The 23,937-nt window shown below is 64.2% G+C and carries 21 protein-coding genes; 10 read left to right on the plus strand and 11 right to left on the minus strand.

The window, feature by feature from the left end; genetic code table 11:
• Window positions 1–78: 78 nt before the first annotated feature.
• The 9 genes from ACVC5H_RS23945 to yacG all read left to right on the plus strand — a co-directional run bounded on the left by ACVC5H_RS23945 (window position 79) and on the right by yacG (window position 8,626).
• Entirely contained in the window at window positions 79–936 is an 858-nt protein-coding gene (locus ACVC5H_RS23945; protein WP_489620203.1) for an IclR family transcriptional regulator, read from the plus strand.
• Window positions 933–1,901, plus strand: coding sequence for a 2-hydroxyacid dehydrogenase (locus tag ACVC5H_RS23950; RefSeq protein WP_489620204.1), 969 nt, complete (start codon window positions 933–935; stop codon window positions 1,899–1,901). The genes ACVC5H_RS23945 and ACVC5H_RS23950 overlap by 4 nt, the downstream gene beginning before the upstream one ends.
• 159 nt (window positions 1,902–2,060) lie before the next feature.
• Window positions 2,061–3,353, plus strand: coding sequence for an HlyC/CorC family transporter (locus ACVC5H_RS23955; protein ID WP_489620205.1), 1,293 nt, complete (start codon window positions 2,061–2,063; stop codon window positions 3,351–3,353).
• 151 nt (window positions 3,354–3,504) lie between these two features.
• Window positions 3,505–4,641, plus strand: a complete 1,137-nt coding sequence (locus ACVC5H_RS23960) for a GspE/PulE family protein (RefSeq protein ID WP_489620206.1) — start codon at window positions 3,505–3,507, stop codon at window positions 4,639–4,641.
• The gene (locus ACVC5H_RS23965) at window positions 4,628–5,884 is read left to right on the plus strand and encodes a type II secretion system F family protein (RefSeq protein WP_489620207.1); all 1,257 of its coding nucleotides are present in this window, start codon (window positions 4,628–4,630) and stop codon (window positions 5,882–5,884) included. The genes ACVC5H_RS23960 and ACVC5H_RS23965 overlap by 14 nt, the downstream gene beginning before the upstream one ends.
• A 61-nt stretch (window positions 5,885–5,945) precedes the next feature.
• Window positions 5,946–6,809, plus strand: coding sequence for a prepilin peptidase (locus tag ACVC5H_RS23970; RefSeq protein WP_489622750.1), 864 nt, complete (start codon window positions 5,946–5,948; stop codon window positions 6,807–6,809).
• A 3-nt stretch (window positions 6,810–6,812) separates the two neighbouring features.
• Entirely contained in the window at window positions 6,813–7,433 is a 621-nt protein-coding gene (gene coaE, locus ACVC5H_RS23975; RefSeq protein ID WP_489620208.1) for a dephospho-CoA kinase, read from the plus strand.
• A 215-nt stretch (window positions 7,434–7,648) separates the two neighbouring features.
• Entirely contained in the window at window positions 7,649–8,404 is a 756-nt protein-coding gene (gene zapD / locus ACVC5H_RS23980; protein WP_489620209.1) for a cell division protein ZapD, read from the plus strand.
• Between the two features lie 36 nt (window positions 8,405–8,440).
• Window positions 8,441–8,626: a DNA gyrase inhibitor YacG gene (gene yacG / locus ACVC5H_RS23985; RefSeq protein ID WP_034336666.1), complete on the plus strand. Its 186-nt coding sequence runs from the start codon at window positions 8,441–8,443 to the stop codon at window positions 8,624–8,626.
• Between the two features lie 42 nt (window positions 8,627–8,668).
• On the opposite strand, the gene mutT is transcribed toward yacG, so the two are convergent.
• The 7 genes from mutT to ACVC5H_RS24020 all read right to left on the minus strand — a co-directional run bounded on the left by mutT (window position 8,669) and on the right by ACVC5H_RS24020 (window position 17,122).
• A complete protein-coding gene (mutT, locus tag ACVC5H_RS23990) occupies window positions 8,669–9,094 on the minus strand; it encodes an 8-oxo-dGTP diphosphatase MutT (protein WP_489620210.1) in 426 nt (141 codons plus the stop codon).
• Window positions 9,094–9,969 (minus strand): ATP-binding protein, encoded by an 876-nt coding sequence (locus ACVC5H_RS23995; protein ID WP_489620211.1) that lies wholly within the window; start codon window positions 9,967–9,969, stop codon window positions 9,094–9,096. Before ACVC5H_RS23995 ends, mutT begins: the two co-directional genes overlap by 1 nt.
• Window positions 9,970–9,979: 10 nt before the next feature.
• The gene (argJ, locus tag ACVC5H_RS24000; RefSeq protein ID WP_489620212.1) at window positions 9,980–11,215 is read right to left on the minus strand and encodes a bifunctional glutamate N-acetyltransferase/amino-acid acetyltransferase ArgJ; all 1,236 of its coding nucleotides are present in this window, start codon (window positions 11,213–11,215) and stop codon (window positions 9,980–9,982) included.
• A 35-nt stretch (window positions 11,216–11,250) separates the two neighbouring features.
• The gene (locus ACVC5H_RS24005) at window positions 11,251–12,003 is read right to left on the minus strand and encodes an SGNH/GDSL hydrolase family protein (RefSeq protein ID WP_489620213.1); all 753 of its coding nucleotides are present in this window, start codon (window positions 12,001–12,003) and stop codon (window positions 11,251–11,253) included.
• Between the two features lie 13 nt (window positions 12,004–12,016).
• Window positions 12,017–12,847 (minus strand): DUF2272 domain-containing protein, encoded by an 831-nt coding sequence (locus ACVC5H_RS24010; protein ID WP_489620214.1) that lies wholly within the window; start codon window positions 12,845–12,847, stop codon window positions 12,017–12,019.
• Between the two features lie 185 nt (window positions 12,848–13,032).
• Window positions 13,033–15,789, minus strand: a complete 2,757-nt coding sequence (gene secA / locus ACVC5H_RS24015; RefSeq protein WP_489620215.1) for a preprotein translocase subunit SecA — start codon at window positions 15,787–15,789, stop codon at window positions 13,033–13,035.
• A gap of 355 nt (window positions 15,790–16,144) precedes the next feature.
• Window positions 16,145–17,122, minus strand: coding sequence for a M23 family metallopeptidase (locus ACVC5H_RS24020; RefSeq protein ID WP_489620216.1), 978 nt, complete (start codon window positions 17,120–17,122; stop codon window positions 16,145–16,147).
• Window positions 17,123–17,175: 53 nt separating this feature from the next.
• Here ACVC5H_RS24020 and ACVC5H_RS24025 point away from each other — a divergent pair, with 53 nt between their 5' ends.
• Complete coding sequence (locus ACVC5H_RS24025) at window positions 17,176–17,721, plus strand: DciA family protein (RefSeq protein ID WP_489620217.1); 546 nt, start codon at window positions 17,176–17,178, stop codon at window positions 17,719–17,721.
• 110 nt (window positions 17,722–17,831) lie between these two features.
• On the opposite strand, the gene ACVC5H_RS24030 is transcribed toward ACVC5H_RS24025, so the two are convergent.
• The 4 genes from ACVC5H_RS24030 to ftsZ form a co-directional block, all read right to left on the minus strand.
• Window positions 17,832–20,498, minus strand: coding sequence for a molybdopterin-dependent oxidoreductase (locus ACVC5H_RS24030; RefSeq protein ID WP_489620218.1), 2,667 nt, complete (start codon window positions 20,496–20,498; stop codon window positions 17,832–17,834).
• A 185-nt stretch (window positions 20,499–20,683) separates the two neighbouring features.
• On the minus strand, window positions 20,684–21,619 hold the full coding sequence (gene lpxC, locus ACVC5H_RS24035; RefSeq protein ID WP_489620219.1) for a UDP-3-O-acyl-N-acetylglucosamine deacetylase: 936 nt from the start codon (window positions 21,617–21,619) through the stop codon (window positions 20,684–20,686).
• Window positions 21,620–21,814: 195 nt separating this feature from the next.
• Window positions 21,815–22,321 (minus strand): peroxiredoxin, encoded by a 507-nt coding sequence (locus ACVC5H_RS24040; protein ID WP_489620220.1) that lies wholly within the window; start codon window positions 22,319–22,321, stop codon window positions 21,815–21,817.
• A 187-nt stretch (window positions 22,322–22,508) separates the two neighbouring features.
• Window positions 22,509–23,699: a cell division protein FtsZ gene (ftsZ, locus tag ACVC5H_RS24045; protein WP_489620221.1), complete on the minus strand. Its 1,191-nt coding sequence runs from the start codon at window positions 23,697–23,699 to the stop codon at window positions 22,509–22,511.
• Window positions 23,700–23,937: the final 238 nt, after the last annotated feature.

The following is a 23,937-nucleotide window of genomic DNA, read 5'->3' on the forward strand; positions in this document are numbered from 1 at the left end:
TCTGATAAATATTCCATTCAATGAAATGCATCGGCAAGCGAACCTCCGCCGATTCCACCCAGCAGACAAAGCCCCCTCATGAGCGAGCACAACGACGAGGCCCCGGCCGCCAGCGCCCCCGCCTCCCTTCCGGTCAACGGCATCCAGCGCACCTTTGCGGTGTTGCGCGCCCTGGCCGATGCACCAGCGCAAGGCATGCGCGTGACGCAAGTGGCCAAGGCCATCGGCCTGACCCAGGGCACCACGCACCGGCTGCTGCAATCGCTGGCCGGTGAAGGCGTGGTGGAACAGGACGAACGCAGCAAGCTCTACCGCCTGGGCATGGACCTGTTCGCCCTGGCCGCCCGCGCCGGCAATGCCTCGGACGTGCGCAGCCTGTGCCGTCCGGCATTGCTGCGACTGTGCGGCAGCCTGGGCGATACCGTGTTCCTGCTGCTGCGCTCGCGCTTCGATGCGGTGTGCGTGGATCGCGTGGACGGCCCTTTCCCGATCCGCGCCTTCACCGGCGACATCGGCGGGCGCGTGGCGCTGGGCGTGGGACAGGGAGCACTGGCCATCCTCGCCTTCCTGCCGGAAGAAGAACGCGAGGAAGTGATCCGCTACAACGTGCCGCGCCTGCGCGAGTTCGGTGTCTATGACGAGGTATACCTGCGCACCGAAATCGAGCGCGTGCGCGAGATCGGCTACGCGGCACGACAGGCCGGTTTGCTCGATGGCATGGCGGGCCTGGGCGTGCCGCTGTTCGATGCCGCTGGCGGCATCGTCGGCGCCTTGAGCGTGGGCACGCTGACTTCGCGCCTGACCGAGGAACGGCTGCCGACCGTGGTACAGATGCTGCAGCGGGAAGCCGCTGCCCTGTCGCGCCGGATCAATCCCTTCGACCCGGCCTTGCGCCGGCCCATGCACCCGGCCAATTCTGGAGAGCCGCATCCATGACTTCCTCCGCTTCTGCTGCAGCGCCGGTCTTGCTGGTCAAGTCGGGCGGCGCTGCCGCCCTGCCCGAATGGCGCGCCAGCTTCCATGAGTTCGCGCCCGGGCTGGGACTGGAAGTGCGCGCCTGGGATGATCCCGAGGTCGATCCTGCGCGCGTACATTTCGTGCTGGTATGGCAGCCCGAACCGGGCCGGCTGGCGCAGTTTCCGCATCTGAAGGCCATCATCAGCGCCGCCGCCGGGGTTGATCACATCCTGGCCGATCCGCATCTGCCGGACCTGCCCATCGTGCGCATGGTCACGCCCGAGACCCAGCAGCGCATGGCTGAATTCACGCTCATGAGCAGCCTGATGCTGTTGAAGGACATGCCGCGCATCATCGCCCAGCAAGCCCGCGCGCAATGGCACGAATTCGCCACGCCGCGCACCGCCCGCGAAACCCGGGTGGGCGTGCTCGGCCTGGGCGCACTGGGATTGTCGGCTGCACGCATGCACGCAGCGGTCGGTTTCGAGACGGCCGGCTGGGCGCGTTCGCCGCGCAGCGAAACGGGCCTGGCCTGCTTTGCCGGCGCCGGGGCACTACCTGGGTTCCTGGCCCGCACCGACATCCTCATCTGCCTGCTGCCCGAGACCACCGATACCCGCCACCTCATCGACGCCGAACTGATGCGCCAGTTGCCACGCGGCGCGGCGGTCATCAATGTCGGGCGCGGCAGCCACGTGTGCCTGCCCGACCTGCTGGCCGCGCTCGACAGCGGGCAGTTGTCCGCTGCCGTGCTGGACGTGTTCGACGAAGAACCCTTGCCCGCCGACGCTGCCGTCTGGCGCCATCCGCGCGTGCTGGTCACGCCCCACGCTGCGGCCACGCCCTCGCGCCGCGAGCGTGCACGGCAGGCGGCCGTGGCAATTGCAGCCGTGCTGGGCGGGTTGCCGCCGCCGCATTTGTACAACCGTGTACGGGGTTACTGAAGGGCAAGTCTGGCGCCAACGCGGCACCGGCTTGCGGGATACGCCCCCATCGTCTAGACTTTGGCGCTCGCTGGCCGCCCTGCCTTGCTGTCATGACGACAAGCAGGCAGGCCCGCCGACTCCCTCCCGTGCGTGAGGGCAATCAACTGACGGCAACGTTTGGATACCGTACCCATATGGGTGCAAGCTCTTGCACTCCTGATCCTGATCCTGCTCTCGGCCTTCTTTTCCATGACCGAGACGGCGCTGATGGCCGCCAACCGCCATCGCCTGCGGCACCTGGCCAAACAGGGCAACCGTGCCGCCGTCACCATCCTGTGGCTGCTGGACCGCACTGAACGGCTGCTCTCGCTGATCCTCATCGCCAATACCGTCATCAATGCGCTGGCCACGGCGCTGGTGACCGCCCTGGCCATCGCCGCCTTCGGCAACCACCAACGCGTCATCACGGCCGCTACCGCCTTCGTGGCGGCACTGCTGATCGTCTTTGCCGAGATCGTGCCCAAGGTCATCGGTGCCACCCATCCCGAGCGCATTGCGCTGTTCACCAGCTTCATTCTCAAGCCGCTCATGCGGGTGGCCAAGCCGCTGGTGTGGTTCGTCAACCTGTTCGTCTCGGCCATCCTGAAGGTGTTGCACGTCAAGACCGGCTCGCGTGCGGCCGAGCAACGCATTTCGCCCGAAGAGCTGCGTTCCATCGTGCTCGAAGGGGGCAGCTTCATTCCGCAGAAGCACAAGAGCATCCTGCTGAACCTGTTCGATCTGGAAAAGATTTCGGTGGAAGACGTCATGACCCCGCGCCCGCAGGTCGAGGCCCTGAACCTGGCCGCCCCGGTGGACGAGATCCTGCACCAGCTGGCGACCTGCTATCACAACAAGCTGCCGGTATTCGAGGGCGAGATCAATCACATCGTCGGCATCCTGCACGTGCGCAAGACGGTGGCACTGTTCCGCCAGGAAGACGAGATCACCCACGACGACCTGCGCGCGCTGCTCTCGGCGCCCTATTACGTGCCGGTGGAAACCGATGTCTTCACCCAGCTGCAATACTTCCAGGAAAACCATGAACGCCTGGGCATCGTGGTCGATGAATACGGCGAGGTGCAGGGGCTGGTGACACTGGAAGACATCATCGAAGAGATGATCGGCGAATTCACCACCTCCTCGCCCGGCTCCTCCGGTGAAGGCTTCAGCTGGGACAAGGACGGCAGCTGCCTGCTCGAAGGCAGCACCACCCTGCGCGACATCAACAAGCGCCTGGGCCTGAAGCTGCCGCTGGATGGCCCCAAGACCATCAACGGGCTGCTGCTGGAAACCCTGCAGGACATTCCCGAAGCCAGCGTGGCCGTCAAGATCGATGGCTGTGTGATCGAGATCGTGCAGGTGCAGAACCAGGCCATCCGCATGGTCAAGCTCATTGCCTTGCCGTCCAAGGTGAACGCGCAGGACTGAGGGCGCCCCGCCTGCCTCGGCAGCGCATCGAACTCCTCCGATTTTGTCCCACGCAAACCGCTGGCCCGCTTTCCGGCCGGCCGCAGCGCGTGGGAGACTTGCCCTCCCTGCGCGTTGCCCCGTGGCGGCGCCCCTGCGCGAGAGGTCTCCCATGCAAGCTCCCGACACGGCCGTGGCCGAAGACGATGTTCCGGTGGTACGCCTGCTGCACAAGCTATTGGCCGATGCGGTCGGCATGGGCGCCTCCGACCTGCACTTCGAACCCTTTGAACACCTCTTCCGCGTGCGCCTGCGTGTCGATGGCGTGTTGCACGAACTGGCGCAGCCGCCGCTGAGCCTGCGCGACAAGCTGGCCACCCGCCTGAAAATCCTGGCGCGGCTGGACATTGCCGAAAAGCGCCTGCCCCAGGATGGCAAGATGCGCCTGGCGCTGGGCGCACGCACGGTGGACTTCCGCGTCTCGACGCTGCCCACGCAGTTCGGCGAAAAGATCGTGCTGCGCATCCTCGATACCACCCAGGCCACCTTGTCGATTGCCGAGCTGGGCTATGAGCCGGCCCAGCAGGAAGCACTGCTGCAGGCCATCAGCAAGCCGCATGGCCTGGTGCTGATGACCGGGCCGACCGGCTCGGGCAAGACCGTCTCGCTGTATGCCTGCCTGCAGCGCCTGAACCAGCCGGGCGTGAACATCGCCACCGCCGAGGATCCGGTGGAGATCAACCTGCCCGGCATCAACCAGGTCAGCATCAACGAACGCGCCGGACTGGACTTCGCCCTGGCGCTGCGCGCCTTCCTGCGCCAGGACCCGGACGTGCTGATGGTAGGCGAGATCCGCGACCTGGAAACCGCCGACATCGCCGTCAAGGCGTCGCAGACCGGGCATCTGGTGCTCTCGACCCTGCACACCAACGACGCTCCGGCCACCCTCACGCGGCTGCTCAACATGGGCGTGCCGGCCTACAACATCGCCGCCTCGGTCAGCCTGATCGTGGCCCAACGGCTGGTGCGCAGGCTGTGCCACTGCCGCCGTGCGGCCGGTGGCACGCCGGCCACCTTCGTGCCGCACGGCTGCCCGGCCTGCAACCAGACCGGCTTTCGCGGACGCACCGGGATCTACCAGGTCATGCCGGTCAGCGCGGCCATGCAATCGCTCATCCTGGCCCAGGCCGGCATGCTGGAACTGGGCAGGCAGGCGCAGGCTGAAGGCATCATCGACTTGCGCCGTGCGGGACTGCTGAAGGTCTTGCGCGGCGAAACCAGCGTGGGAGAGATCCTTGCCTGCACCTGAGCGCCTCCCTTCCGGCCTCCCCTTCCGCTGGGAGGGACTGGACCGCCACGGCCGCCCGCAGCGCGGCGTCCTGAACGCCGCTGATGAAGCCCAGGCACGCGCCCGGTTGCGCCAGCAGGGCCTGCGCGTGGCGCGGCTGCGGCGCGATGACGGCCCGCGCTCGGTCGACAGCACGCACAACAGCAGCACCACGCCGGTCATGCGCGCACGCATCAGCGCCAAGCAGATCGCCCTCTTCACACGCCAGCTCGCCACCATGCTGCAAGCCGGGCTGCCGCTGCTGCAGTCGCTGGACATCGCCATCCGGGGCGCGGCCAAGACCGCGCTGGCCGCGCTGCTGGCCGACGTGCGGCAAGCCGTGGCACGCGGTGACAGCCTGCATGCGGCCCTGGCGCGCCATCCACGGCAGTTCGATGCGCTCTTCTGCAACCTGGTGCGCGCCGCCGAGGAAGCCGGCATGCTCGACAGCATGCTGGAGCGTATCGCCCTCTATCGCGAGAAGTCGCTGGCCTTGCGGGGCAAGGTGCGCGCGGCGCTGGCCTATCCCTGCGCCGTGGTGCTGGTGGCGGTCGTGGTGACGGTGGTCATCATGCTGTGGGTGGTACCGGCTTTCGAGCAGATGTTCCAGCAGTTCGGCGCCGAACTGCCCTTGCCGACGCGCATCGTGATGGGCATGGCGCATCTGCTGGGCCGCCATGGCCCCCTGTTGCTGCTGGGCTCGCTGATCGCGGGCGTCATGGCGACGCTGGCATGGCGGCGTTATCCCGCGCTACGGCTGGCGGCGCAGCGCCTCTGCCTATCGCTGCCGATCTTTGGCCGGCTGCTGCGGCAGGCGGCGCTGGCGCGCTGGAGCCGCACCTTCGGCACCCTCTTTGGCGCTGGCATCGCCCTGGTGGAAGCGCTGGAAACGGTGGCCGGAGCCGCCGGCAACGTGGTCTATGCCGAGGCGTCGCTGGCGGTGCGCGACGCCGTGCGCAACGGTGCCTCGCTGCATGCGGCCATGCAGGCTACGGGCGTCTTCCCCGATCTGGCGGTACAGATGACGGCCGTGGGTGAAGAGGCCGGCGCCCTCGACGCCATGCTGGCCCGGATCGCCGAGCTCAACGAGCGCGAGGTCGATGAAGCCGTCACCGCCCTCACCAGCCTGATGGAACCCGTTATCATGGCGGTGCTCGGCGTGGTGATCGGCGGCCTGGTGGTGGCCATGTACCTGCCGGTGTTCCGCATGGGTGCGGTGGTGTGAGCCGGCAGGCTTCCCTTCCCTGCTCCGCTTGATGACCAACACAAACCTGAACGACGCGACGATGCCCTTCCTGGATGCCCTGGCCCTCCCCGGCGACCCGGCCCTTGCCGGTGTGGCTGCACTGCTGGGCCTGCTGGTGGGAAGCTTCCTGAACGTGGTGATCCACCGCCTGCCGCTGATGATGCTGCGCGAGACCGCCAACTTCGTCGCCCAGGAACGCGGCGAAGCCTTGCCGCACAGTGAGCGCTACAACCTCTGGCTGCCGGCCTCGGCCTGCCCGCATTGCGCCCGGCCATTGGCCCTGCACCACAAGGTGCCGATGCTGAGCTGGCTGCTGCTGCGCGGGCGCTGCGGCTTCTGCCAGGGCAGCATCAGTGCGCGCTATCCGCTGGTGGAGCTGCTGACGGCGCTGCTCTTTGCGCTGCTGGGCTGGCGCTTCGGGCTGGGCGTACACGGTCTGGCACTGATGAGTTGCGCCGCCTTCCTGATCGCGCTGGCCGTCATCGATGCCGAAACCATGCTGTTACCCGACGACCTCACCCTGCCATTGCTGTGGCTGGGCCTGCTGGTCAATCTCGCGCAGGGCGGGGTGCCGCTGCAGGATGCGGTATTGGGCGCAATGGCCGGGTATGGTGCGCTGTGGCTGGTCTTCTGGATCTTCAAGCTGACCACCGGCAAGGAGGGACTCGGCTATGGCGACTTCAAGCTGATGGCCGCGCTGGGTGCCTGGCTGGGCTGGCAAGCCTTGCCGCTGGTGCTGTTGCTGGCCTCGGCCCTGGGCGCCGTGCTGGGGGTAGCCCTGATGGGCCTGGGGCGCCACCAGCGTGGCCAGGCGATTCCTTTTGGGCCGTGCCTGGCGGTGGCCGGCATGCTGACTTTGCTGATGGGCCATCACTGGCTCACGCGGCTTCTTTACGATTTCTGACTCATGACTTCTCTGACTGAACGCTTCACCATCGGCCTGACAGGCGGCATCGGCAGTGGCAAGACCACGGTGGCCAACCTGTTCGGCGAACTGGGCGCCTCGCTGGTCGATACCGACGCCATCGCCCATGCCCTGACCGCACCGGAGGGACTGGCCATCGCGCCCATCCGCGATCATTTCGGCGACGCCTTCATCGATGCACGCGGCGCCATGGACCGCACTCACATGCGCCAGCACGTCTTCGGCAACCCCACCGCGCGCCATGCGCTGGAAGCCATCCTGCATCCGCTGATCCGCAGCGAAACCCTGCGCGAGGCCCAAGCCGCTACCGGTCCCTACATCATCTTCGTGGTGCCGCTGCTGGTGGAGTCCGGCACCTGGGTGGGACGCGCCAGCCGCATCCTGGTGGTGGACTGTCCGGAAGAGGTGCAGATCGCCCGCGTCATGCAGCGCAACGGCCTGCAACGGGAAGAGGTCGAAGCCATCATGGCCGCCCAGGCCAGCCGCCAGGCGCGGCTGGCGGTGGCTCAAGACGTCATCGACAACGGCGGCAGCAACACCGATCTGCCAGCGCAGGTACGCGAGCTGCATGCGCGTTACCTGCAGCTCGCCAAGGGGGCATGAGCCCTTCAGTGCAGTTCCTGCCAACGCGGCAGTACGCTCAGGCAAGCCGGCAAATACGACGCGGTACAGCATCTTCATTTGATGCCGTCTGCATTTGTAATTTTCTTCTGCATGGGTCAGAATCACAGACATTGCACATGTTGACGAGGTTATTGCACCCACGCGGCCTGTCAGCGGCCTAACAAGTCCGGTTCAACCAATAAAGGGATCATGCTTTGATCGTCTACGAATACCCTTTCAATGAGCGTATTCGCACGCTGTTGCGACTGGAAGACCTCTACGAGAAGTTCGTCTTCTTCCTGCACCAGGAAAGCCCGCATCAGCATCACATCGCCCTTGCCACCATTTTCGAAATGCTGGAGGTCGCCGGACGCGCCGACCTCAAGTCCGACCTGCTGCAAGAGCTGGAACGGCAGAAGCAGATCCTGCTGGCCTACCAGTCCAATCCCAATGTCGAGCCCGAGATGCTCAACGCCATCCTGGCCGAAGTCGACCAGGCCAGCAGCGCCCTCTCGGCCGCCCAGGGCAAGACCGGGCAGAACATCCGCGACAATGAATGGCTGATGAGCATCCGCGGACGCACCATCATCCCGGGCGGCGCCTGCGAATTCGACCTGCCGGCCTATTACGCCTGGCAACAGCATCCCTTCGAACGCCGTTTCCAGGACATCTCCAACTGGTTCGCCCCCCTGATCCCGCTGTTCGATGCCATCTCCATCGTCATGCGCCTGCTGCGGGAATCGGGACATGCAGTAAAGATCAACGCAGAAGGCGGCAGTTACCAACAGATGCTGCAAGGCAAGGTCTACCAGATGCTGCGCTTGTCGCTCGACATCGAGCTGGGTGCCATCCCCGAGATTTCGGCCAACAAGTACATGCTGTGGGTGCGTTTCACCCAGCAGGATGGCGACGAGAAGCCGCGCTCCTTCGAGGGCGAAGTGCCCTTCGAACTGGCGCTGTGCGGCTTTTGACCTGTAATCTGAATTGAATGAAGTGAAGTAAAACGTATGGCAACGATCGTAGACTGTCCGACCTGCGGCACCAAGGTGGAATGGAGCGAGAAGAACAAGTACCGCCCCTTCTGTTCCGAACGCTGCAAGCAGATCGACCTGGGTGCCTGGGCGGAAGAAAAGTACACCATCCCCGCAGTGAACCTGCCCCTGGAAGACGAAGGTGACAAGCCCGTGCAGTGATCACGGGCTTTTTCCTTCATATCGCCTCAAACCAGCCTATTTTCAGCCTTGGTCGCCGTACCTGAGCTGATCCAGCCATTGGATCAGCGGAATGGTGGCCGGCAGCAAGGGTTGCAGCCCCACGCTGCCCTGCCAGGCAAAGGCCTGGCCTTCCAGGCTCTGCGGTTCGCCGCGCCACTGGCGGCTGATGTAGAAATGCAGGCGCACATGGGCATGCGGATAGACATGCTCGACGCCGCACCAGGGCTCGCCGTCCAGCACCTCGATCCCCAGTTCTTCCTGGAACTCGCGCTGCAAGGCGGCGAAGATGCTTTCGCCCGGCTCCACCTTGCCGCCGGGGAATTCCCAATAGCCCGCATAGGGCTTGCCTTCCGGACGCTGGCCCAGCAGCACGTCGCCATTGGGCTGCATCAGGATGCCTACCGCGACATCGACAGGCTTGGCGACGGATTCAGAAGCAGCGCTCATCAAGCCTGCGCCTTGCCCGCATAATCGCGCGCAAACTGCCAGGCCACGCGACCCGAGCGCGAACTGCGCTGCAGCGCCCAGCGCAGCGCATCGGCGCGCGCTTCGGCGATCTGGGCGTCATTGCAGCCGAAGTGGCGCAGCCAGTGGGCCACGATGTCCAGGAAATCATCCTGCTTGAACGGATAGAAAGTCACCCACAGGCCGAAACGCTCGGAGAGCGAAATCTTTTCTTCCACCGTCTCGCCGGGATGCAGGTCGCCATCCTCGGTATGGGTGTAGGTGCTGTTGTCGGAGAGGCGCTCCGGCATCAGGTGGCGGCGGTTGGAGGTGGCGTAGATCAGCACGTTGTCCGATTGCGCGGCGATGCTGCCGTCCAGCGCCACCTTCAGGGCCTTGTAGCCGCCCTCGCCTTCTTCGAAGGACAAGTCATCGCAGAAGACGATGAAGCGCTCCGGACGCGAGGCCACCAGCTCCACGATGTCCTGCAGGTCGTGCAGGTCATCCTTGTCCACCTCGATCAGGCGCAGGCCCTGGTCGGCGTATTGGTTCAGGCAAGCCTTGATGAGCGAGGACTTGCCGGTACCACGCGCGCCGGTCAGGAGCACGTTGTTGGCCGGACGGCCGGCGACGAACTGGCGGGTGTTCTGGTCGATCTGTTCCTTTTGCGGACCGATATTGTGCAGGTCCGACAAGGCGATCTGCGAGATGTGGCCCACCGCCTGCAGGTAGCCCGCGCGCTGCGCGGTGGCACCGCGCCAGCGGAAAGCGACGGCGGCATTCCAGTCCGGTTCACGCACGGCGGCCTGGGGCAGGATGGCTTCGACGCGTGCCAGCAAGGCTTCGGCACGCTGCAGGAATTGGTCTAACTGGGTCATGAGCAGGCGATCAGGAACGGTAGTCGGCGTTGATCGACACGTAATCGTGCGACAGGTCGCAAGTCCAGATGGAGGCCTTGGCCGTGCCGCGCGCCAGCTTCACGCGCACCACGATTTCGGACTTCTTCATGACGCGCTGGCCATCTTCTTCGCGGTAATCCGGATTGCGGCCGCCGTCCTTGGCGACCCAGGCATCGTCCAGCCACAGGTTGATCTTGGAGACATCCAGGTCATCGATACCGGCATAGCCGATGGCGGCCAGGATGCGGCCCAGGTTCGGGTCCGAAGCGAAGAAGGCGGTCTTGACCAGCGGCGAGTGGCCGATGGAATAGGCGATCTGGCGGCATTCCTCGAGGCTCTTGCCGTCTTCCACGGCCACTTCGATGAACTTGGTCGCGCCTTCGCCATCGCGCACGATCTGGTGCGCCAGGTTCTGCGACAGGTCGGTGACGGCAGCGGCCAGCTGCTTGTATTCCTCGCTGTCGGCGCTGGTGATTTCCAGCTCGCCGGCACCGGTGGCCATCAGGATGAAGGAATCGTTGGTCGAGGTATCGCCATCGATGGTGATGCAGTTGAAGGAGTGATCGGCGGCATCCTTGACCAGCTGGTTCAAGAGCGCCTGCGGCAGCTTGGCGTCGAAGGCCAGGAAGCCCAGCATGGTGGCCATGTTGGGCTTGATCATGCCGGCGCCCTTGCTGATGCCGGTCATCACCACTTGCTTGCCACCGATGGTGAGGGTACGCGAAGCCGCCTTGGGCTGGGTGTCGGTGGTCATGATGGACTCGGCCGCGTTGAACCAGTTGTCGGCCTTGAGGTTGGCGATGGCTTGCGGCAGGCCGGCGATGATGCGCTCGGCCGGCAGCGGCTCCAGGATCACGCCGGTCGAGAACGGCAGGATCTGCTGCGGCTCCACGCCCATCTGCTCGGCCAGCGCGGCGCAGACCGACCTGGCGCGCTGCAGGCCTTCTTCACCGGTGCCGGCATTGGCGTTGCCGGTGTTGATGACCAGCGCGCGGATGGGCTTGCCGGCGCTCAGCTGGGCCAGGTTGGCCTGGCAGATCTGTACCGGTGCGGCACAGAAACGGTTCTTGGTGAACACGCCCGCCACGGTGGCCGTCTCGGCCAGCTTCATGACCAGCACGTCCTTGCGATTGGCCTTGCGCACGCCCGCTTCGGCATGGCCGAGTTCGATGCCGGCGACGGCTTTCAGGTCAGAAGGAACGGGAATCGGGGAATTGACGGCCATGGCGAGCTTTCAGCGTAAAAATCGGAACGCGTATTTTAAACACTTTCCGTCACCGGCTGATGACGCAGGAACTCGCTTTCGATGATCTCGGCGCTCATCCTGGCCCATTCGGCATACTGGCCATGGCCAGGGTGGAAGCGGTCGATGGCCATCTCATGCGGCAGCGCCCATTGCAGCGAGCAATAGCGCAGCGCGGCGTCGGCGCCGATCCAGTCGCGCAGCGCCCGGTCCAGCTTGCGCGCGTAACGGCCCAGGTACCAGCGCAGCGGCTGCGGCGCCACCGGCAGCAGATGCATGGGCGGCAAGCCCGAAAAGACGATGTGCTCCACGCCGGCCTGCGCCATCAGGCGCTCGCACAGCAGGCGCAGATTGGCCACATAGCGCTTGGGCGGCATCTGCGAGGTGACGTCGTTCACCCCCAGCGCCACCACCAGCACGGCGGCCGGGCCGATCTCATTGCGTGCCAGCAGGTCCAGTGCTTCCAGCGAATTGACGCCGCTTTTTGCCACCAGCTGCCAGGCCACCGGACGGTCGGCGCGCAGCGCCAGATGGCGCGCCAGCGGCTGGGCCAGGGCTTGCTCCTGATGGTCCACCCCCACACCGGCGGCCGAGGAATCGCCCACCACCAGCAGGCGCAGCGGTTCGGCCACCAGCTCGGGGCGCAGCGCAGGAAACTCCACACCGCTGCGCGGCCCGGCAGCCTCCGGCAGGCGCAGCGCGGTCTTGCGCAAGCGCCTGGCCTGCGCCAGCAACAGCGGCCCCAGCAGCAGCTTGCCCAGGATCAGCATGGCGATCTCCGCATCAGGGCAGCAGGTTCTTGACCACCACCAGCCACGGGCGCGCCGCAATGGGCTGGGCGACACCCTGGGCATCCACGGGGATCAGCGATTCGGAGACCGAATTGAAGACATTGCCGCCGATCACCCCCGCCCAGCCATCATCGGCATGCACCTCCACCACGATGTCGCAATGGCCGGCCAAGCCGGGGCGGATCTCGTCGATGGAGGTGATGTTGTTGTTGCCGCGCGGCGCGCAGATCAGGTCACCGGGGGCAATCGGCTCGCTCTCGGCCGGACGCAGCAGGAAGCGCGGCGAGGGCCGCGACTGGCGCTCCTTGAGGAAGCTCAGGTAATTGAAGTGGGTTTCGTCGGGGGCAAAATCCTGGGGCGGCACGTTGGTACTGACCATCAGCCAGGAAATGAAGGCGGCCGACCAGGCTTGCTGGCAGTCAGCGCCGGTCAGGTTCTTGCCCACCGCATGCCAGTATTCGGCCACCCGCTGCACGGCCTCGCCTTCATCTTCCAGCAAGCCCAGGCGCGGGGCGCTGAAGGGCTCGTGGCGCATGTCGATCTGCTGGTTGCCGAAGAAATCCCACTCGGCCTTGGCCGCCTCCACCAGCGCCGCACGCGTGGGCGGGGCGGTGCTGATGGCCACGGCCGGCACGCCGGTGTCGGTCACCGGAATGGAGGGCGTGACCGGCGCATAACCGGGACCGCTGTCGCGCCATTGCGGCAGCGGCGAAGAGGCGCAGCCGGCCAGCAGCACGGCAGCGGCTGTACAGCTCAGGCGGGAAGAGAGAGAAAACCGCAGAAAAGCACGCGGCAAGGCGCGGACCAGCTTGGCGAAGGGCATGTTCTTGTTCTCCTGGGCGGCAGGCGATGACTAACGGAGCAGCCATGATAAGGGCAGCCGGCCAAAATTTTGCAGAACCCTTCACCTGGCAGATGTAAAAAAGGCTGTCCAACCTTGCGATTGGACAGCCTCTTCACATTTGGCCAAAAAGCGGCTGAACCGGGCCCGGTCAGCTCAGTTCAGGCTCAAGCCAGCTTGCCGTGGCACTGCTTGTACTTCTTGCCGCTGCCGCAGGGGCAGGGATCGTTGCGGCCGACCTTGGGGTATTCCGAACCGTCGTCTTCTGCACCGGCCTGGACGGTCGGTGCCAGCAGTTCTTCCGGTGCGGCTTCGGGGTCGAAGTCGGCGTGCTGGTAGTTGACGTTGATGGGCGAGCCACCGGACATGCTTTCCTCGGCCGCTTCGATTTCTTCGCGGCTCTGGATGCGCACCGTCATGACCACCTTGATCACTTCGTTCTTGATCAGGTCCAGCATCTGGGCGAACAGCTCAAACGCTTCGCGCTTGTATTCCTGCTTGGGGTTCTTCTGCGCATAGCCGCGCAGGTGGATGCCCTGGCGCAGGTGATCCAGTGCGGCCAGGTGCTCGCGCCAGTGGTTGTCGATGCTCTGCAGCATGACGCTGCGCTCGAAGCCGGCGAAGGCGTCCACGCCGACCACGGCCACCTTGGATTCGTAGGCCTCCTTGGCGGCGGCGAGCAGGCGTTCCAGCAGGTCGTCGTCGGCCAGGTCGGGTTCGGCCTTGAGGATCGCTTCCAGATCGACGTCCAGCTGCCATTCGTTCTTGAGCACGGCTTGCAGGCCGGGGATGTCCCACTGCTCTTCCATCGACTCGGCCGGCACGTATTCGCGGAACAGGTCGGTGAAGACACCTTCGCGCAGGGACGCGATCATCTCGGCCATCTCGGCCGACTCCAGCAGCTCGTTGCGCTGCTGGTAGATGACCTTGCGCTGGTCGTTGGCGACGTCATCGTATTCCAGCAATTGCTTGCGGATGTCGAAGTTGCGGGCTTCCACCTTGCGCTGGGCCGATTCGATGGAGCGGGTCACGATACCGGCTTCGATGGGTTCGCCTTCGGGCATTTTGAGGCGGTCCATGATGGCGCGCACGCGGTCGCCGGCGAAGATGCGCAGCAGCGCGTCGTCCAGCGACAGGTAGAAGCGCGAGGAACCCGGATCGCCCTGGCGGCCGGAACGGCCACGCAGCTGGTTGTCCACGCGGCGGGATTCGTGACGCTCGGTACCGATGATGTGCAGGCCGCCGGCATTGACCACGTGGTCGTGCAAGGACTGCCATTCATCACGCAGCTGCTGGGACTTGGCGGCCTTGTCGGCGTCCGACAGGGACTCGTCGGCTTCGATCAGCTGGATCTGCTTGCCCACGTTGCCGCCCAGCACGATGTCGGTACCACGGCCAGCCATGTTGGTGGCGATGGTGATCATCTTGGGACGGCCGGCCTGCGCCACGATCTCCGCTTCACGCGCGTGCTGCTTGGCGTTCAGGACGTTGTGCGGCAGCTTGGCCTTGGTCAGGATGCCCGAGAGCAGTTCCGAGTTTTCAATCGAGGTGGTGCCCACCAGCACGGGCTGGCCGCGCTCGTAGCAGTCCTGGATGTCCTTGACCATGGCTATGTACTTCTCTTGCGCGGTCTTGTAGACCTGATCCTGGCGGTCCTTGCGGGCATTGGGACGGTTGGGCGGAATCACCACGGTTTCCAGGTGATAGATTTCCTGGAATTCGTAAGCTTCGGTATCGGCCGTACCGGTCATGCCGGACAGCTTGGCATACATGCGGAAGTAGTTCTGGAAGGTGATCGAGGCCAGGGTCTGGTTCTCGTTCTGGATCTTCACGCCTTCCTTGGCTTCGACGGCCTGGTGCAGGCCATCGGACCAGCGGCGGCCGGTCATCAGGCGGCCGGTGAATTCGTCGACGATCACCACTTCGCCGTTCTGCACCACGTAATGCTGGTCGCGGTGATACAGCGTATGCGCGCGCAAGGCGGCATACAGGTGGTGGATCAGGGTGATGTTGGCGGCGTCGTAGAGCGAAGCGCCTTCGGGCAGCAGGCCCATCTGGGTCAGGATATGCTCGGCCTTGTCGTGACCGGCTTCGGTCAGCAGCACCTGGTGGCTCTTCTCGTCCTTGGTGTAGTCGCCGGGGACTTCGATCTTGCCCTTGCCGTCCGGGGTTTCCTCGCCGATCTGCAGGGTCAGGAGCGGCGGCACGGCGTTGATCTTGTGATACAGCTCGGTGTGGTTCTCGGCCTGGCCGGAGATGATCAGCGGGGTACGCGCTTCGTCGATCAGGATGGAGTCCACTTCGTCGACGATGGCGAAGTTCAGGGCGCGCTGCACGCGGTCATCGGCGTCGAAGACCATGTTGTCGCGCAGGTAGTCGAAACCGAATTCGTTGTTGGTACCGTAGGTGATGTCGGCGGCGTAGGCTTCCTGCTTGACGTCGTGTTCCATCTGCGACAGGTTCACGCCCGTGGTCAGGCCCAGCCAGCTGTAGAGGCGGCCCATGTCTTCGGCGTCGCGCTGGGCCAGGTAGTCGTTGACGGTGACCACATGCACGCCCTTGCCGGCCAGGGCATTGAGGTAGGCCGGCAGGGTCGCCATCAGGGTCTTGCCTTCGCCGGTGCGCATTTCGGCGATCTTGCCGAAGTGCAGGGCCATGCCGCCGATCAGCTGCACGTCGAAGTGGCGCATCTTGAGCACGCGACGGGAAGCTTCACGGCAGACCGCGAAGGCTTCCGGCAGGATCGCGTCGAGCGTCTCGCCGCCGGCGATGCGTTGCTTGAATTCGGGCGTCTTGGCTTGCAGTTCGGCGTCGGTCAGCTTCTCGACCGAGGGCTCCAGCGCATTAATCTGGCGGACGATTTTTTGATATTGTTTGAGCAGTCGCTGGTTACGGCTGCCGAAAATCTTGGTCAGGAATGACATGCTTGGATTCTATAAAAGCGCCGATGAACGATCCGGCAGAGTGACGTTGGGCTCCCGGCCGCCGGGTTCCAGCCGGCCACGCCCGAAAATGAACCATGGATTTTAGCACGCAGGCCCCCTGCATTGGCTTGACGGGAGGCCTCACACCGCGTTCGCTTTAGATCGGGCGTGTTTGCAAGGTTTCAATGGGAAGCCGGAATTTGGCAGAAATCGTCAGGCGGGGCTTATCTGATATGCAACAATTCGCCAGGAATGCGGCCTTCAGACCGCCTGGCAAGCCGGAAACGCCCGCCCGACGGTGCTTAGGGCCTATTCACATTCTCAATCTGCGAGTGCGATTGAATGTGAACAGCCCCTAGTGACCTGCCACGAAGACCGGCAACTGCTTGGGCTGATTACCGCCGGAGGCGCCCAGCGCCAGGAACTTGCGCGGATCCTGGGCAATGCCACGGATACGCACCTCGAAATGCAGGTGCGCCCCGGTCGAGCGCCCGGTCGAACCGACATCGGCCACGTGCTGGCCGCGCTTGACGATATCGCCCACCTTCACGTACAGCCGCGAGGCATGGGCATAACGGGTGATGATGTTGTTGCCGTGGTCGATTTCCAGCATGTTGCCAAACTGGTAATGATATTCGGAGGCAATCACTACGCCGGCTGCGGCGGCGACGATGCGGGTGCCCACGGGTGCCGGGAAGTCCAGGCCTTCATGGAAGGCATTGTGGCCGGTGAAGGGGTCGAGCCGCCAGCCGAAGCTCGACGAGTTGTAGGCCACGTTGACCGGTTGATTGGTGGGCAAGAGGCGCGACTTGATCTTGTCGCTCATCAGGGTGGATTCGACGGCGTTGAGGTAGTCGGTGCGGTGACCGGCGTCCACGGCCAGGTTGTCGAGCATGCGGCGCAGCTCGTCCATGCCGACGTCGCGGCCGGGACCGGCGATGCTGGAGACTTCAGCGCCGCCACGGCCGGGCAGTTCCTTGAAGTTGAATTCCTCGGGGCGGATGCCGGCCAGGCCCTGCACCCGCTCGCCCAGCGCATCCAGGCGCATCATCTGGGCCTGCATCTCGCCGACCTTGACGGCCATCATGGCCAGGTTTTCCTTGAGGAATTTCTCGTTGCGGCCGTCTTCTTCCTGGCTCATCGAGACCGCCAGCTTGTGCAGCATCGGCGAAGCATCGGGGTCGCCCGCGCGGTTGAGCAGGAAATAGGTGATTCCCATGGAGGAGCCGGCCACCATGGTCAGCAGCACTAACAGCAACAGCAGGATATGCTTGGTGCCCAGCGTGACGGAACGGGCTTTGGTGAAACGGGGGTGCAGCAGGATAATTTGCATCTTTGCTCCTTGGTCTCCGGCCGGTCAGACACCGGATGTGATAAGGTTTAAAGATGAAGTACCCATCTACGTTCACCCCTTATCGGCCTGCTCCCACGAGCGCTCAACGCATGGCGAAGAGCACGAAGGGAGCCGCGGATTTCTTGCGGTCGAATTCGACGATGGCGGCGCTCCTGCCCGCCCTGGCTCGCATGGGCACGCTGCAGCAGTCGGTCGCCGCGAGCTTGCCGGCGATGTTTGCCGCGTGTCAGATCTTGCAGTTTGAAGCTGGCGTGCTGGTCATGAGCGCGCCCAATGCAGCATTGGCGGCACGGTTGAAGCAGCAAACCCCAAGGCTGCAGGACCGCCTGCTGAAGGACGGATGGCAGGTTAATTCAATCCGAATCAAAGTGCAAGTTGGCCGGACGGCCCCCCCGCCGCCGCCAAAACGCGTGCTCGAACTGACCGACAACGCCCTCTCTTCCTTCGCCGAACTCAGCAGTACGCTGGCGCGCGACCCGCGCAGCCAGGGCCTGAAGGAAGCCATCGATGCCATGATACGGCGCCGCCAGGCGCGCACAGGGACAAAACAGGGCCAGGAAGATACGCCATTTTCTTGAAGTGATCCGGGCGGCAGGCTGCCCGTACCTGCAAATCATTTACATCTTTAACGGACGAGCGGTGCCGGCATGGTCTGCCGGCACCGCTGCACGGCCTGCGTCCTCAGGGCTTACATCGGCGCGGCATCCCGGGCATGCTTGAGCAGGAATTCCAGGACCGACTTCTTCTGCCCCTCGTCCAGCCCGGCGCGCGGGAACATGCTCTCGGTAATGCCGAGCCACTGCTTCTGGGTATAGTCGCCGGGCTCGCGCGGGACATGGCAGAGCGTGCAGCGTTCATAGAAGAGCTTCTCGCCGGCTGAAAAATGGGTGATCGCATCGCCCTTGATCGCGGCCGCCCGCTCGGCCAGCCTCAGCGCCGCCACATCGATGCCGAGCTTGCCGGTGCGTTCGATGGCCGGCGGCTCATAGGCGCGGTTGGGGGATTCGGCGTCGTCGCAGCGGCGCAGCGTGGCCAGGCAGGTGTTGGCGCTGGTCGCCTGGCTCAACCCGCTGGCGGCGATGCTGCTGGTGATCATGTTGATGGAACCGCTGTTGCAGCGCCCGCGTGAATCCAGCTGGATCCAGTTGCCCTCTTCCAGACTGACCACGCCCTGCATGATGCGCCCGGTGATGGCGGCCCCGGCGATGAGGGTGCCACGCGCATTGCTCAACTCGACCAGATCGCCATCCCGGATATCCAGTGCAGCCGCATCCTGCGGATTGATCAGCACATGCTGCCGCCCCTGCACGTTCTGCTCAAAGCGCACGTCGGCCTGGGCCATCTGCGAATGCACACGGTTCCAGGGATGCGGGCTCACCACATGGACCTGGCCCGGCCGGGCATTGCCCAGGAACTCGGCGGGCTCCAGATACTTGGGCATCGGTGGACAGTCGGGCAGCTTGAAACTGTCGATCTGGGCGCAATACAGTTCGATCTTCCCGGAGCGGGTATGCAGCGGATGCTTGTCCGGGTCCAGATAGAAATCTCCATGGCGCACCCAACTCCGCATCTCCTGCGGCACCGGCAGCCTGGCCACACCCTCGCGCCAGAAACGCTGGAAGGACAGCGTGGGCTGCGCCGCCTCGAAGGAGTCCTTCAGGATCTGCATGACGCTCTTGCCCTCGGTGAACTGGTAGCCCACGCCCATCAGCTCGGCCAGGCGGCGGAAGATCTCCATGTCATCCAGGCTCTGCCCATAGGGTTGGATCACCTGTCGCATCGCATAGATCTTGTCGTTGCTGTAGGTGCCGCCGCTGCTGATGTCGTCGCGTTCCAGCTCGGAGGTGGCCGGCAGCACGATGTCGGCAAAGCGCGCCGAGGCGCACCACCAGGGATCCTGGCAGATGATGGTCGGCACCTGCTGGTTCAGGGCGCGGATCAGTTCATTGGTGTTCTGCTGGTGCGAGAGGAAATTGTTGCCGGCGTTGTAGATCAGCCTGACATCGGGATAGCTGTGGGTGGCACCATCGCGGGTGTACTTGCCGCCCGGATTGAGCAGCATCTCGCTGATGCGCGAAGCGGGGCAGCGCGTGGTCACGGGATTGCGTCCCTGCGAGAGCCCGACCGGCATGATGGCATTGGACTGCGGCATGCCACCGCCACCGTAGTGCCAACTGAATCCCACCCCCTGGCCGGGCTTGCCGATCTTGCCGACCATGGCGGCGAAGTTGATGATGGCCCAGTGCGTCATCTCGCCATGATGCGCACGCTGCAGCGACCAGGCCCCGGCGAACTGCACCCGTTGCGGACCGGAAAACAGCTCGGCCAGCATCCTGATCTGCGCGGCCGGTATGCCCGTGATGGCGGCCGCCCACTCCGGTGTCTTGGCGGGAGAGCCGTCGGCATCCCGCCCCAGCAGGTAATCGCGAAACCGCTCGAAGCCGACCGTGTACTTCGCCAGATAGGCCTGGTCGTGCCGGCCGGTACTCAGGACGTGGAAGGCCATGGCCAGGAACAGCGCGGTATCGGTATTGGGGACGATCTTGATCCACTCGGCCTGCAGCATCTCGTCGGTGGCGGTGTACTGGGGATTGATGGAAATGAATTTCACGCCGCGCGCACGGATCTTCTTCCAGTTTTCCGTCATCTGGTGATCGGCCACCGTGTATTCGATGCGATTGTTCTTGATCGGGTCGGCCCCGACCCAGACCATGATGTCGGTATGTTCGGCCAAGACTTCCCAGGAGGTTTGCGGCGAATAGACTTCCATGTCGCCGATGACGTAGGGCAGGCTGATCTGCGAGGCGCCGCCGGAATAATCGCCGGTCGTCGTGGAGTGGCCGCCGATCAGCCCGAACAGCCGCCCCTGCAGTACCTGCGGGCGCATCAGTCCGGCGTGCGACCAGCCGCCGTAGGAAGAACTGAACAGCGCCTGGTTGCCATGCTGCTCGGCGGTGCTGAGAATGGCCTCGGCCACCAGGGCCAGCGCTTCCTCCCAGCTCACCTGAACGAAGGGCTCGTGGCCGCGCAGGTGGCGCGTAGCGGTATCGGCACCGCGCCGGGCCAGCCACGATTTGCGCACCATCGGCGCGGCCACCCGGGTCTTGCTGTAGACCCGGCTCAGCACACCCCTGGTCAGCATGGTGGTTGGTGTGGCGTCAAGCTCAGGCAGCGGCTGGATGCCGACCAGTACGCCTTTCTTCACGACTGCCTTGAACGGTCCCCAATGACAGGCACTGGGAATGAGGGTGGTGTCCTTGCCGAACACTTCATGGGTGCCGAACAGGGTCAGTCCGGCGGCGGCGATGCTGGTGGCGGCTGAGGTCTTGAGAAAGTCGCGTCGACTCAGTGGCATGAGGGTCTCCCGAAAAAAATGATGTGCGGGAGACCTTACAGAGAAGTTGCGACGGGTTCTTTTACCTGGTCGCTTGACAGGCAATTAGAAGCAGAAGACGATGCGATACCGGCGAAATATCGAAAAATGACCAAACCTGACATCTCGCCGCGCAACCCCTCCAACCCGCTGCACGGCGCATCGGGTCAGTTCAGGGCCCACTCCTGCTGGGCTTGCATCACGTAGGTCTGCGGTGCCTGTTCGAGCTGGTCGAAGCTGACGATTTCGTAGGCATCCGGCCGCGACAGCAATTCACGCAGCAGCAGGTTGTTGAGACCATGGCCGGACTTGTGGGCGTCGTAGCTGGCCAAGAGCGGATGGCCGATGATGTAGAGGTCGCCGATGGCGTCGAGGATCTTGTGGCGCACGAACTCGTTGTCATAGCGCAGGCCGTCGGCATTGAGGATGCGGTATTCATCCATGACGATGGCGTTCTCGAAGGAACCACCACGGGCCAGGCCCATGCCGCGCAGGGTTTCCACATCCTGCATGAAGCCGAAGGTGCGTGCGCGGGCGATTTCCTTGACGTAGGAGTCGATGCCGAAATCGACCTCGGCCACTTGCCCGGTGCCGTCCACGGCCGGGTGGTTGAATTCGATGAAGAACTTCAGGCGGAAGCCGTCATACGGTTCCAGGCGCGCCCATTTTTCCTTGTCGCCCGTGCCTTCGCGCACTTCCACCGGCTTCTTGACGCGGATGAATTTCTTCGGCGCGTTCTGCTCCTGCAGGCCGGCCTGCTGCAGCAGGAAGACGAAGGACGAAGCCGAGCCGTCCATGATGGGGATTTCTTCGGCGGTCAGGTCGATGACCAGATTGTCGATGCCCAGGCCGGCGCAGGCCGACAGCAGGTGCTCGACGGTGGAGACCTTGGCACCATCCTTGGTCAGGGTCGAGGCCATGCGGGTATCGCCCACGCCGGTGGCGATCATCGGCAGTTCGACCACGGGATCGAGATCCACGCGGCGAAACAGGATGCCCGTATCGGGTGCGGACGGACGCAGGGTCAGCTCGACCTTGGTGCCGGAGTGCAGGCCGACCCCTGTGGTCTTGACCAGATTCTTGATTGTGCGCTGTTTCAACATCCGGCCATTATAGCCAAGATGCCCCGGCCCCGCCCCGGCTGGCGCGGCTTTGTTGCAAATCGTTCCCATCTGCAAAGTGCCGTCAGGATCACGTCAGCCAGCCTGAAAACGGCTAAAAGGTTTCCGCAAGAAAAAACGGCATGCCGCAGCATGCCGTTCTCTTCATGGCCAGGTGACCGGGCCATCAGCAGCACATCAGCCCAGTTGCGCCAGCAGGGTCTCGGCGTTGGAGACTTCGAACTTGCCCGGGGCTTCCAGGTTCAGTTGCTTGACCACGCCATCTTCGACCAGCATGGAGTAACGCTGCGAGCGCACGCCCATGTTGCGTTCGGTCAGGTCGAATTCCATGCCCACGGCCTTGGTGAAGGTGGCGCTGCCGTCACCGAACATGCGCACGATGCCGGTGGCCTTCTGGTCGCGGCCCCAGGCGCCCATGACGAAGGCGTCGTTGACCGACAGGCACCAGATCTCATCCACACCCTTGGCCTTGAACTGGTCGGCCAGGGCGATGTAGCCCGGCACGTGCTTGGCCGAACAGGTCGGAGTGAAGGCGCCGGGCAGTGCGAACAGCGCGATCTTCTTGCCCTTGACCAGATCCGACACCTTGAAGGCATTGGGGCCCAGGCTGCAGCCCTCGGTTTCGGTCTCGATGAATTCGGTCAGGGTGCCTTCGGGCAGGCGGTCGCCGATCTTGATGGTCATGGTGTTTCCTCGTCTGGTTGTATGAGTCAAATGGGGTAGAACAGATAATCTGCGCCGATGAATCGATCGGGCAGATGAGCTGCCGGTGCGCTGCGCAAAAAAACGCCGCGCACCAGGCGCGGCGTTAGTATGCCTTGGAACCGGCCGGCCTGCTGTGAAGCGGCCGGCCAGCCATGGCAGAGGACGATCAGTCCGCCTGCTTGCGCAGGAAGGCCGGAATGTCGTAGGTTTCCATGCCGTTCTTTTCCAGCGCGCGCACGGTGTCCGAAGCCGACTCGCGGCGCCACACGGCCGGCGCCTTCAGGCCACCGAACGCCGCACCGGCCGGTTGCGCAGTGCCTTGCGGCATGGCGCCACCGACGGCCATCATCGGCTCGTTGTGGGTACCGGTGCGCATGACCGGGGTCTGCACCAGCTGCACGGCCTTGCGTGCACGGCCCAGGCCGGTGGCCACGACGGTCACGCGGATCTCGTCACCCATGCTGTCATCGTAGGCGATGCCCTGGGCGATCGAGGCGTCCGGTGCGGCAAAGGCGCGCACGGTGGCCATGACTTCCTTGATTTCCTTACCCTTCAGGCTGCGGCTGGCAGTGACGTTGACCAGTACGCCGCGCGCGCCGGACAGGTCGATGCCGTCCAGCAGCGGCGAGGCCACGGCCTGCTCGGCGGCCACACGGGCGCGGTCCACGCCGGCGGCGGTGGCGGTACCCATCATGGCCTTGCCCTGCTCGCCCATGATGGTCTTGACGTCGTTGAAGTCGACGTTGATGTGACCCGGCACATTGATGATCTCGGCGATACCGGCGACGGCATTGTTCAGCACGTCATCGGCATGCGACAGCCATTCGATCATGCTGTCGTCTTCGTAGATCTCTTCCAGCTTTTCGTTGAGGATGATGATCAGCGAATCGACGTGCTGGGACAGCTCTTCCAGACCGGCGTCGGCGATGTCCATGCACTTCTGGCCTTCGTAGGAGAACGGCTTGGAGACCACCGCCACGGTCAGCGCACCCAGTGACTTGGCCACCTGTGCCACCACCGGAGCAGCACCGGTGCCGGTACCGCCGCCCATGCCGGCCGCGATGAAGACCATGTGCGCGCCGCGCAGGGAGTCTTCGATGCGGGCACGGGTTTCCTCGGCCAGACGGCGGCCGACTTCAGGCTGCATGCCGGCACCCAGACCGGTGTCACCGATCTGGATGACGTTGTGCGCCTTGGACTGCTTCAGTGCCTGGGCATCCGTGTTGGCGGCGATGAATTCGACGCCGGACACACCCTTGTTAATCATGTGCTGCACAGCGTTGCCGCCAGCACCGCCAACGCCCACGACCTTGATGATCGTACCCAGCGTCGCATTGTCGACCATATCGATTTCCATGATGACTCCTTAAAATATATGTGTCCTGCAGCTGGCAGTTGATAGGCATCACGCGGTGTGACGACTAGCAACTGATCACTGCTGTCTATACGCTCAATTCCCGATGTTTCTTTTGATGCTGATACCGATGATGCCAAAGATGCGACTGATGCCTTGATACCGCTATTCTAAGAAAAGCCAGCGCCAAATTTGCTGCCCTTCTCATCATTTTTTACTGCCAGAACCGTACAACCGAACC

The sequence above is a fragment of the Herbaspirillum sp. Her3 genome, from assembly GCF_057961275.1.